A 10,836-nucleotide genomic window follows, 5' to 3' on the forward strand; every position below is an offset into this window, starting at 1 on the left:
ATCGACGATGAGCTTGGCGCCATGGGCGTGGGCGATGTCTGCCACGGCCTTGATGTCGACGAGTTCCAGGGTCGGATTGGTCGGAGTCTCGATGAAGACGACCTTGGTATTGGGGCGCATGGCGCGGGCGAAATTTTCGGGATCACGGCCATCTACCAGGGTCGACTCAACGCCAAAGCGCGGGGCGTAGTCTTCCACCACATAGCGACAGCCGCCGAAGAGCGCCTGTGCCGCCACGATGTGATCGCCGGCGCGGACCTGGCTCATGACCGCATTGGTGACGGCGGCCATGCCCGAGGCAAAGCCACGAGCGGCCTCGGCGCCCTCGATCAGCGCCATGCGCTCCTGGAAGACGTCGACGGTGGGATTGGCGAAGCGGGAATAGTTGTGGCCGCCCGGGATCTTGTTGAGGAACAGGTCCTCGGCATATTGCGAACTCGGGTAGGAATAGCCGGAATTGAGATAGAGGGCCTCGCTGGTTTCGTTGAACGGCGAGCGCTTGCCCCCACCGTGCACCATCTGCGTCGCTGCCGAGCGCCGCTTGGGGTCAAGGAGGGGATTTTTATCTTTGGACATGGCTTCGCCTTCGAACAAAAAAACCGGCACGCGAGTGGCGGCCGGTTACCAACGGTCTTTAGCAATTTCTTTAAAGTGGCTGCAAGCGACCGGCCAAATCACCACTGGCGGAAACTAAACCGCAATTGGCCGGTGGCGTCAATCATCCGCTTTTGATAGGGAAAGCGATCCCTGATTTGCCGGAGCATCGCACCATGGCTGAAGCCTGGCCGCAAGGCGTCTTCCCCGCCCGCCTCATCGAAAAGCTGCATGCCGAGGGTGCCATTGCCGCCCAGCGGGAATTCGACGCCGATCAGGTGCAACCGGCAAGCCTTGACCTCAGGCTCGGCGATGTCGCCTATCGCGTGCGCTCCAGCTTTTTGCCGGGCCCGGCTCACTCCATGGCCGAGCGGATCGAAGCGCTGAAGCTGCATGAAATCGACCTGAAGCGCGGCGCCGTGCTCGAGCGCGGCTGCGTTTATCTGGTGCCGTTGCAGGAGAGCCTCGACCTGCCCGAGGACGTGAGCGCGTCGGCCAATCCCAAGTCGTCCACCGGGCGGCTCGACGTTTTTACCCGCGTCATCGGCGATCGGGCGCGCGGCTTTGACCAGATGCCCGCGGGCTACAAGGGGCCGCTTTATCTCGAGGTCAGCCCGCGCACCTTTCCCGTGCTGGTGCGGACCGGGTCTCGCCTGAGCCAGATGCGCTTTCGTTGCGGGGATACCCGGCTCAGCGTCGCCGAACATCGGGCGCTCCATGCCAGCGACACGCTGGTCATTGGGGGCGACCAGCCGGTCGGCGAGGGCGTTGCGCTCTCCATTGACCTGCGCGGAGAAGGCCGCAATGGGCTGATCGGGTTCCGCTCCAAGCGCCATACCGGCGTCGTCGATGTCGACAAAAAGAATGCGCTCGACGTGCTCGACTTCTGGGAGCCGCTCTACAATCGCGGGCAGCCGGAGCTGACGCTCGACCCGGACGAATTCTACATTCTCGTCAGCCACGAGGCGGTGCACGTGCCGCCCAACCATGCCGCCGAAATGGTGCCCTTCGATCCGCTGGTGGGCGAATTCCGCGTGCATTATGCCGGCTTTTTCGACCCCGGCTTTGGCCACTCATCGGCTGGCGGCACAGGAAGCCGCGCGGTGCTCGAAGTGCGCAGCCGCGAAGTGCCGTTCCTGCTCGGACATGGGCAGAGCATCGGTAAGCTGATCTATGAAAAGCTCGCCGAAAAGCCGGACCGGCTCTATGGCTCGGCGCTGAATTCAAACTACCAGGCCCAGACGCTGAAGCTTTCCAAGCACTTCAAGCCGTTCCCATAAAAGCAAAATGGAGCGCCAGGCGCTCCATTCACCAAAGACAGATTGTGCGGCGCGAGCATCAAGCGATGCCCGCGCCGTGTTCTTGCCGGCCTCAGAAGTGGACCGACTTGGAGTCCATCGGGTTGGACGAAGTCGGCGGAGCGAACTTGGTCAGGTCGATGCCTTCCACCGCAGCCTTGTATTCGTCGGCGCTCGGCGTGCGGCCGAGGATGGCGGAGAGGACGACAACCGGGGTCGAGGCCAGCAGCGATTCACCCTTCTTCTCCGCGGTATCTTCAACCACGCGGCCCTGGAACAGGCGGGTCGAGGTCGCAAGAACGGTGTCGCCCTTTTCGGCCTTTTCCTGGTTGCCCATGCAGAGATTGCAGCCCGGACGTTCGAGATAAAGGATGTTCTCGTATTCCGTGCGGTTGGCGGTCTTGGGGTGGATATCGTCGAACTCGAAGCCGGAATACTTCTGGAGGATCTCCCAGTCGCCTTCTTCCTTGAGCTCGTCGATGATGTTGTAGGTCGGGGCGGCGACGACGAGCGGCGCCTTGAATTCGACCTTGCCGGTTTCCTTCTCGAGGTTCTTCAGCATCTGGGCGACGATCTTCATGTCGCCCTTGTGGACCATGCATGAGCCGACAAAGCCCAGGTCAACCTTCTTGGTGCCGCCATAGTAAGAAACCGGGCGGATGGTGTCGTGGGTGTAGCGGCGCGAGACGTCGGAATTGTTGACGTCGGGGTCGGCGATCATCGGCTCGTCGATCAGGTCGAGATCGACCACGACTTCGGCGAAATACTTGGCCGTTGCGTCCGGCGAGAGCGCCGGCTTTTCGCCCGAGCGGATTTCGGCGATGCGGCGATCGGCCTTGGCGATCAGGCCCTTGAGGGTCTGGGCCGTGTTGTCCATGCCCTTGTCGATCATGATCTGCATGCGCGACTTGGCGATTTCGAGACTTTCGATCAGCGTCTCGTCTTCCGAGATACAGATCGACGCCTTGGCCTTCATTTCGGCCGTCCAGTCGGTGAAGGTGAAGGCCTGGTCGGCGAGCAGCGTGCCGATGTGGACTTCGATGATGCGGCCCTGGAAGACGTTGTCGCCATGCTGCTGCAGCATCTGCGCCTGGGTGGCGTGGACGACGTCGCGGAAGTCCATATGGGGCTGCATCTTGCCCTTGAAAGTCACCTTGACCGACTGCGGGATCGGCATGGTGGCTTCGCCGGTGGCAAGAGCCAGAGCCACGGTGCCGGAGTCGGCGCCGAAGGCCACGCCCTTGGACATGCGGGTGTGCGAGTCACCACCGATGATGATGTCCCAATCGTCCACGGTGATGTCGTTGAGCACCTTGTGGATCACGTCGGTCATCGAGTGATACTTGTGGAGCGGGTCACGGGCGGTGATCACACCAAAGTTGTTCATGAAGGCCATGAGCTTTGGAATATTGGCCTGGGCCTTCTTGTCCCAGACCGATGCCGTGTGACAGCCGGACTGATAGGCGCCATCGACCAGCGGCGAGATGACGGTAGCCGCCATCGCCTCGAGTTCCTGAGCGGTCATCAGGCCCGTCGTGTCCTGCGAACCGACGATGTTGACCTTGACGCGCACGTCCGAGCCGGCGTGGAGGATCTTGCCCGGCGTAACGCCGACGGCGTTGCGGTTGAAGATCTTTTCGACCGCGGTCAGGCCCTGACCTTCGACGGTGATTTCCTTGTTCGGGGCAAAGACCTGCGGGGCGGTGACGCCGAGGGTCTGGGCGGCGAAAGTCTGGAGCTTCTTGCCGAAGACGATGGCGTAGGACGAGCCAGCCTTCATGAATTCGGTCTTCTGCGGGGTGAAGGCAGAGGCGATGTCGACCAGCTCGTTGCCGGCCGCGTCGCGCAGCTTTTTGGTCTTGGCATCGATGGTGAGCACCGTGCCGGTTTCGACCGAGTACTTCTGCTCGAGGATCGGGTTGCCTTCGTTGTTGAGGATCGGCTTGCCGTCCTCACCGAGCTTCTTGACCCAGTTCTTGAGATTGAGGCCGATGCCGCCGGTCACGTCGACCGTGGTGGCGAAGATCGGCGAAATGCCATTGGTGCCGGCAACGATCGGGGCAACGTTGACGAAGGGCACATAGGGGCTGGCTGGCTTGCCGGTCCAGAGGGCGACGTTGTTGACGCCGGACATGCGCGAGGAGCCAACGCCCATCGTGCCCTTTTCGGCGATCATCATGACGCGCGCGTCGGGGTGCTGCTTCTGCAGCGCGACGATTTCCTGCTGGGCGGCAGGGGTGATCATGCACTGGCCGTGCAGTTCACGGTCGGCGCGCGAGTGGGCCTGGTTGCCGGGGGAGAGAAGGTCAGTGGAAATGTCGCCTTCGGCGGCGACGAAGGTGACGACCTTGATCTCGTCTTCGACCTCGGGGAGCTTGGTGAAGAACTCGGCCTGAGCGTAGCTCTCGAGCACGTCCTTGGCGACGGCATTGCCGGCCTTATAGGCATCGCGCAGGCGGAACATGTCAGCGTCGTAGAGAAAGACCTGGGTCTTCAGAACATCACCGGCTGCCTTGGCATTCTCGCCATTGCCCAGCGCCACGTCGAGCAGCACCTCGACCGAGGGGCCACCCTTCATGTGCGAGAGCAGTTCAAGGGCGAAAGCCGGGGTGATTTCGGGAACCACGACTTCACCAAGGATGATTTCCTTGAGGAAGGCAGCCTTGACCGTCGCGGCGCTCGTGGTGCCGGGCAGCGTGTTGTAGATGAAGAATTTGAGGGCATCGGCGCGCTGCGGATTGGCGGCATCGCGGATGATTGCGATGATCTCACCGGTGAGGCCGCCGGCATCGATCGGCTTGGGCGCAAGACCCTGCTCTTTTCTGCTATCGATTTCAGCCAGGTAATCGGAGTAGAGGGTCATCGCAATCTCAACATCGTGGGGTGTGCGGAGCTAGGGTCAGCGCCAGCAATGGGTACTGTTGATCGACCGGGGAATTGCAAGGATGCATCGGCCGGCCAAGTTCAGCGGGAACCTAGCCCAATTCCGGAAAGAAAGTACTTCCGAATTGAGCAAGGAGCCGTCGAGAAAAAGCAATGCCCCAGACGGCCGGGACCAGCAACGGGGAAAGCGGGGCGCCCGACCCGATGCGCGGACGGCAAAAACCGGGCACGCTCAAAACGCTTCGGACGGAGCCCCGCCGCCGCTTGACGTCTCAACCGATTTCCAGCATCTAGTGACCCACACGCGGGTGTAGCTCAATGGTAGAGCAGAAGCTTCCCAAGCTTACGACGAGGGTTCGATTCCCTTCACCCGCTCCAATTCCCCCGACATCGCAATATTAGCTGCCAAGCATGCCTTGGGGCGTGATCAGCGCGTGGAACCGCAGGTGGCGAGCACTTGGCCTATGGCGGACGATGAGCCCCGGGCGCCAAATCGCTGGCGATCGAGGAAATCCAGTCCGCTGCCCGGTTTGGATTTTACGAATGCCAGTTCCATGGTTTCGAGCGCTTGCTGGGCGGTTCGTGCCCATTGCCTTGCGACCGGCCCACGGATGAGCACCGAGCTGCCATCGTGGTGGAGCATGGGAAAATCCTGTGCGAAGCCGGTGTCTTTGCCGGTGGAGACGCTGCCCCCGACCGCGTTGATGGCAAGGCTGAGGGATTGGGCTGCGGCCACTTGAGGGCTTGGCTCGCGAACCCAATAGGCCATGGCAAGGTCGCCACCGCGGCAGGCGAACTGAAACTGGGCTTTGCCATTGTCGGCATAGGCGATCGGCGTCGTGCCACCCTCATACTTCCAATCGGCGGCGTAGGCGGGAAGGGCCAGCAGGCAGAAAAGCAGAGACAGTGGTTTAAGCATGGACCATTCGATTTGGGATTTTTTTGCAGAACCTGGCGCCACGTCATCATCGGCGGCGCGGGTAAATGCGACGATAATGCTGGTCCGCTATGCGCCCTCTTCGGGCCCCTTGGGCAAGGGCAATCCGCACCTGCGTTGACAATCCGCGAAAGAGAGATGTCTCTTGGACGGAGAGCGGGGCGTGGGTGGGAGGAAGATCCATGGCGAACGTTAGGATTATCCAGGCGACGAAGCGATACGGCAACCTGGTAGTGTTGAAGGGCGTCTCTGTCGACATCGAGGACGGCGAGTTCGCGGTGCTTATCGGCCCATCCGGCTGTGGCAAATCGACGTTGCTGCGGATGATCGCGGGGCTGGAGGACATTTCCGGGGGCGAAATCGAGATCGGCGACCGGGTGGTCAACGACCTGCCGCCGAAGGATCGCGACATTGCCATGGTGTTTCAGAACTACGCCCTCTACCCGCACATGACCGTCGAGCAGAACATGGGATTCTCGCTCAAACTCCAGGGCATTTCGAAGGCCGAGATCGCCAGCAAGGTCGACGACGCCGCGCAGATCCTGGGGCTGGAGGATCTGCTCGACAGGCAGCCGCGTCAGCTTTCGGGCGGGCAACGCCAGCGCGTCGCCATGGGGCGGGCCATCGTGCGTGATCCGCAACTGTTTCTGTTCGACGAGCCACTCAGCAATCTCGATGCAAAACTGCGCGTGCAGATGCGCGCAGAAATCAAGGAACTGCATCAGCGGCTCAAGACGACGACCATCTATGTGACGCACGACCAGGTCGAGGCCATGACCATGGCGGACAAGATCGTGGTCATGCGCGATGGCGTTATCGAGCAGATCGGCGCGCCGCTCGATCTCTATGATCGCCCGCTCAATACCTTTGTCGCGAGCTTCATCGGGTCGCCGTCGATGAATTTCATCGAAGGGACGATGACCGCCGAAGGTTTTAAGACCAGCGACGGCATAGTGCTCGGGGTGGCAGAGGGAGCGCCGGGGGCAACCACGTATGGCATTCGGCCCGAGCACCTGCATCTCGCCGATGACGGGGTGGAAATCGAAGTCGTGGTGATCGAGCCGACGGGTTCTGAAACCCAGGTTGTGTGTCGTCTTGGAAGCCAAACGATCACGGGGATTTTCCGGGAGCGCCTCAAGGTGGCGCCGGGCGACAAGATCAGGGTGAAGCCCGATCTGTCGGTGGTGCACCTGTTCGATGCCAGCGGCATGCGGGTGAATTAGCCCGAACGCGCCGAGCCCAACACCGCTGAACCGATTTTGAAGGACGCATGATCCAATGGCGACCTCGATTTATGCCGAGACCTTGAGCCTGCCCGCATCGCGGCTGGGTCAGCCGAGCAACCTGCCGCGCTTCCGCTGGCAGCAACCCATTCCCGACACCGAGACGCCGCCGAACTTCGGTCTCTCGGAAGAGGAGAGCAGCCACGGTTTTAGCTGGGGCAAGGACTCGATCCTGCCCTATCAGGTATCCGACGATTATGACCGCGACCTGAAACCGGGCACGCTGGAGGTTCTCGTCATCGAGAACGGGCGGCTGCGGGCCGTTGTCGCGCCATCACTTGGTGGGCGCCTGCTGGAACTCAAGGACCTCAGCACGGGTCGCGATCTGGTGTTTCGCAATCCGGTGTTTCAGCCGGCCAATCTTGCAGCGCTCAATGCCTGGTTTTCGGGCGGCATCGAATGGAACGGGCTTATTCCCGGGCATACGCCGTTCACCTGCGCGCCGGTATTTGCGGGGGTGCGCGAGACATCTCGCGGCCCCATTCTGAGGATCTACGAGTTTGACCGGATCGTGGAAGCCACCTGGCAGATCGACCTGTTCCTGCCTGCGGATTCTGCCGTGCTCTTTGCACATGGCCGTATCGTCAATCCGACGGACACGGAACGTCTCGCCTATTGGTGGACCAATGTCGCCGTGCCGATGACGCCGGGCACGCGCGTGCTGAGCCCGGCGGACTATTCGATCGAGCATATCTGGCCGGGAAATAATCTGGGGCGTTGCGACTTCCCGCGCAGCGATTGGGACGCGTCCTATCCGGAGAACTGGGAGAATGCGACCTCGGTGTTCTTCCGCGCGCCATCGGCGCCGCGGCTCTTCATTGCATCCCTCGATCGCCACGGCTATGGCCTCGCGCAATGCAGCACGGCCGAAATGCCGGGCCGAAAGTTCTTCTATTTCGGCAGTGGCGCCGGTGGGCAGAACTGGATGGATTATCTGTCGAGGCCCGGCGAGGGCGACTATCTCGAAATCCAGAGCGGCATGACGCCGACCCAGAACCAGCGCTTTGCGCTCGCAGCGCACGAAGAGCGCGAATGGACCGAAGCGTTCATGCCGTTGCAGCTCGACGCAAGGGCACACGACCCAACCTATGGGACCGCGACGGACCATGCGGCGGATGCGATCGCGGCGATTATCTCCGTCGATGACCTGGCGGAAATGGATGCGTTCTTGCGCGGACAGGCGCGCCTAGAGCTCGATGTGCGCTACTCGAACGGCGACAGGTGGGGCGCGCGGCAGGAGAGATTGACTGGGAAGCCGCTTGCGGCGGGTCTTGACTTCAGTGTGGCGGCGGCGGGCGACTATTGGGACGATCTTGCGCAGGGCAGAGCCGTTGCGCCGTCGAACCTGACGGATATGCCGGTCGGTGTCGCTGTGTCGCGGCTGTGGATCGAACGGATCAGGGAGGGCGATCCGACTTGGGTGGGCGAATTGATGCTGGCGACGGCGGCGCTTGATCGGGGGGAGCGGCACGTAGCGGCCCAACATGTGGCGCAGTCGCTTGCGCTCAAGCCGAACTGGGCTGCATATCGGCTCGAGGCTTTGCTGGCCGATGATCGCGACACCAAAGTGAACAGCTATCTGCGGGCGTGGAATGGCGGCGACGCGCCGCCGGCCCTCGCGGTCGAAATCGCGCAGTATTTTGGGGCCGCGTCGCTATCGGCAGAGCTGAAGGCCTTTGTGGAGGCCCTGCCCGCGCCGATCCGGAGCAACGAGCGCATCGTCCTTGCCCGCGCGGTCGTGGCGGCGAACGAAGGTGACTTGGACGAACTCGAGCGCCTGCTCTTTGATCGGCCCTTTGCGACCATTCGCGAAGGAGAGACGCTGCTGTCCGATCTCTGGGCACGCCTGCGGCGCGGGCGGCTGGAGGCGCAGCTCAAGCGTGCAGCCAGCGCGGAAGAACTCAAGGCTGACCTGAAAACCCATCCGGTACCGCGCGCACTCAACCTGCGCATGCATGAGATCGAGACTTAGGCCGGGATGATCGACTTGGCGGTGCGAGCCGTCACCGAGGCGGCGATGTTGGCGAGCATGGCTTCGTCGACAGCGATGCCCTGCTGGCGCAGGGCCAGCACAACGGCGCCGACCGAACCGTCACCCGAGCGGCGAATATCTGGCGCGTGACCTGCGGCGCGCATTACCTGGGCGATGGCCGCGGGCAGGCCCTTGAGATGCTCGATGATGCTACCGCCCAGGACGACCGGGCCGGGCATGCCGGGGGAAAATACGCGCTGGAAATCGGCGAGCAGGTAGCCCTCGGCTTCTGCCAGCAAGTTCGCCGCTATGGCGTCGTCGCTGTTGGCGATGACCAAGGGCGCGAACGAGGCGAGTTCGATGGGGCGCATCGCATAGATGGCGTTGATCAGGAGCTGCAGCGGCGCCGAACGACCATCAAGGAGCTCGTTGGTCAGAGGAATGTCGAGGGCGTCGAGAATGGCTTTGGTCAGCGCCGTCTCGGGGCCGCGGCCTTCGAGGGCGGCGGCAACGGCCATAGCGGCCTGGTGCCCGAGCCAATAGCCGGATCCGAGATCGCCGAGCAACCAGCCGGCGGCATCGGTGACGTCGTCGATCTCGCCGTTGCGGATGCGCACGGCGCCAGCGCCGGTGCCGCAGACAATGCAGTAGCCATCCATCGCCGCGGCGGCGGACGGCAGCAGAGCGTTGAGATCGCCGCTCAAGACCAGCGGACCGCTGAGGCCGAGCGCGCGAAAGGCCGCTTCGATCTGTGGCTCCATGGCGCTCACCCGGGGGCCGGCCATGGCCAAGAGGGCCACTGCAATGTCTATCTCCATGCCCGCATCGGCGACGGCGGCCTGGGCCGCCGCGATGATTGCCGCAGCGGCGAGGTCTGGCGGATTTGAACCGGGATTGCCGCCGCGGCTGCGGCCTTTGCCGAGGCAATTGCCCGCCATATCGACGAGCGTCGCGCGGGAGTTGGTGCCGCCGACATCGATGGCCAGCAGCGCTGTGATCATTCCGACATAAACCCGCTTGCCAGCACCAGACGAGGTCGATAACAATTGTTTTCGGACATAGTCAGTCTTCATGAGATTTATTTTCAATGTTGGCTCCTAGCATACTATGACTGCGACAGCAAAAACGTTTGGCATCTTGGAGCGCATAGCGACTTGTCAGTCGCGGATGCCGGCCGGCGTAGCAAAAATTGCGGCTGTTCTTATCGATGATCCCCGGGCGCCGCTGACCCTGTCGATAACGGCGCTCGCCAAGCGTGCCGGCACGTCGGCAGCGACCGTTACGCGCTTCTCGCGCCTTGTCGGCTATGCGAGTTTTTCCGAGCTACGGGTGGGGGTTGCCGAGGATGTTGGGCGCGGCAGCTCGGACCCCGCCTGGAGCGCCGATATCAGCCGGTCCTTCGGGCCGGATGATCCGCCTGAGGAAATTTGCACCGCCCTCTTCAACACCCATCTGAGATCGCTGCAGACGACGGCTAACCTGATCGATCTGCCGACCGCGCGTCGCGTCGCCGAGATGGTCGTCCGGTCGCGGCATCTCGACATTTACGGCGTCGGGGGGAGCGCGCTGACCGCGCTCGAGGCCAAGGCCCGGCTTTATCGGATCGGCGTTGGCGTGCAGGCCTGGTCAGAAATCCACGACGGGTTGACAAGCGCCGCCATTCTTGACCCGCAATGCGTTGCCATCGGCATTTCCAACACGGGACACACCGAAGAAACCATCCAGATGCTGACGGTCGCCAAGGCCGCCGGCGCCCACACTGTGGCGATCACCGCCAATCCTGACTCGCCATTGGCAAAGTTGGCCCATGACGCCCTGATCGCCGCCTCGCCCAATGGCTATCTGCAACCCGCGGACCTGTCGGCGCGG

8 protein-coding genes, 1 tRNA gene and 1 riboswitch are annotated in these 10,836 nt (G+C 62.5%); of the genes, 5 read left to right on the plus strand and 4 right to left on the minus strand.

The window, feature by feature from the left end; all coding sequences use genetic code 11:
- A partial coding sequence (locus tag J0I64_RS20490) for a PLP-dependent transferase (RefSeq protein WP_291411760.1) occupies window positions 1–576 on the minus strand: 576 nt, incomplete at its 3' end.
- A gap of 39 nt (window positions 577–615) precedes the next feature.
- Window positions 616–691: riboswitch (SAM riboswitch) on the minus strand.
- A 79-nt stretch (window positions 692–770) separates the two neighbouring features.
- Here J0I64_RS20490 and J0I64_RS20495 point away from each other — a divergent pair.
- Complete coding sequence (locus tag J0I64_RS20495) at window positions 771–1,874, plus strand: 2'-deoxycytidine 5'-triphosphate deaminase (RefSeq protein WP_291411762.1); 1,104 nt, start codon at window positions 771–773, stop codon at window positions 1,872–1,874.
- Window positions 1,875–1,965: 91 nt separating this feature from the next.
- Here J0I64_RS20495 and J0I64_RS20500 read toward each other — a convergent pair whose 3' ends face one another.
- On the minus strand, window positions 1,966–4,755 hold the full coding sequence (locus J0I64_RS20500; RefSeq protein WP_291411764.1) for a bifunctional aconitate hydratase 2/2-methylisocitrate dehydratase: 2,790 nt from the start codon (window positions 4,753–4,755) through the stop codon (window positions 1,966–1,968).
- A gap of 324 nt (window positions 4,756–5,079) precedes the next feature.
- Between J0I64_RS20500 and J0I64_RS20505 the strand changes: the two genes are divergently transcribed.
- Window positions 5,080–5,153, plus strand: a tRNA-Gly gene (locus tag J0I64_RS20505).
- Window positions 5,154–5,202: 49 nt separating this feature from the next.
- Here J0I64_RS20505 and J0I64_RS20510 read toward each other — a convergent pair.
- The gene (locus tag J0I64_RS20510; RefSeq protein ID WP_291411766.1) at window positions 5,203–5,694 is read right to left on the minus strand and encodes a hypothetical protein; all 492 of its coding nucleotides are present in this window, start codon (window positions 5,692–5,694) and stop codon (window positions 5,203–5,205) included.
- Window positions 5,695–5,894: 200 nt separating this feature from the next.
- Here J0I64_RS20510 and ugpC point away from each other — a divergent pair, with 200 nt between their 5' ends.
- Together ugpC and J0I64_RS20520 are read left to right on the plus strand one after the other, a co-directional pair.
- Window positions 5,895–6,935: a sn-glycerol-3-phosphate ABC transporter ATP-binding protein UgpC gene (gene ugpC, locus J0I64_RS20515; RefSeq protein WP_291411768.1), complete on the plus strand. Its 1,041-nt coding sequence runs from the start codon at window positions 5,895–5,897 to the stop codon at window positions 6,933–6,935.
- A 55-nt stretch (window positions 6,936–6,990) separates the two neighbouring features.
- On the plus strand, window positions 6,991–8,967 hold the full coding sequence (locus J0I64_RS20520) for a DUF5107 domain-containing protein (RefSeq protein WP_291411770.1): 1,977 nt from the start codon (window positions 6,991–6,993) through the stop codon (window positions 8,965–8,967).
- Here the strand turns inward: J0I64_RS20520 and J0I64_RS20525 are convergent.
- Window positions 8,964–10,040, minus strand: coding sequence for an N-acetylglucosamine kinase (locus J0I64_RS20525; protein ID WP_291411772.1), 1,077 nt, complete (start codon window positions 10,038–10,040; stop codon window positions 8,964–8,966). The two genes, J0I64_RS20520 and J0I64_RS20525, sit on opposite strands and share 4 nt — an antisense overlap.
- A 34-nt stretch (window positions 10,041–10,074) precedes the next feature.
- Here J0I64_RS20525 and J0I64_RS20530 point away from each other — a divergent pair.
- Window positions 10,075–10,836: MurR/RpiR family transcriptional regulator (locus J0I64_RS20530; protein WP_291411774.1), on the plus strand; the 762-nt coding region annotated here is incomplete at its 3' end.

Origin of the sequence: Devosia sp., from assembly GCF_017307565.1 — a bacterium.
In the GTDB taxonomy this organism is placed as follows: domain Bacteria; phylum Pseudomonadota; class Alphaproteobacteria; order Rhizobiales; family Devosiaceae; genus Devosia.

Excerpts from the sequence above, each read along its gene's own strand:
- J0I64_RS20495 (WP_291411762.1), top strand. The coding sequence starts at position 771 with ATGGCTGAAGCCTGGCCGCAAGGCGTCTTCCCCGCCCGCCTCATCGAA.
- ugpC (WP_291411768.1), top strand. The coding sequence starts at position 5,895 with ATGGCGAACGTTAGGATTATCCAGGCGACGAAGCGATACGGCAACCTG.
- J0I64_RS20525 (WP_291411772.1), bottom strand. The coding sequence starts at position 10,040 with ATGAAGACTGACTATGTCCGAAAACAATTGTTATCGACCTCGTCTGGT.
- J0I64_RS20520 (WP_291411770.1), top strand. The coding sequence starts at position 6,991 with ATGGCGACCTCGATTTATGCCGAGACCTTGAGCCTGCCCGCATCGCGG.
- J0I64_RS20510 (WP_291411766.1), bottom strand. The coding sequence starts at position 5,694 with ATGCTTAAACCACTGTCTCTGCTTTTCTGCCTGCTGGCCCTTCCCGCC.
- J0I64_RS20500 (WP_291411764.1), bottom strand. The coding sequence starts at position 4,755 with ATGACCCTCTACTCCGATTACCTGGCTGAAATCGATAGCAGAAAAGAG.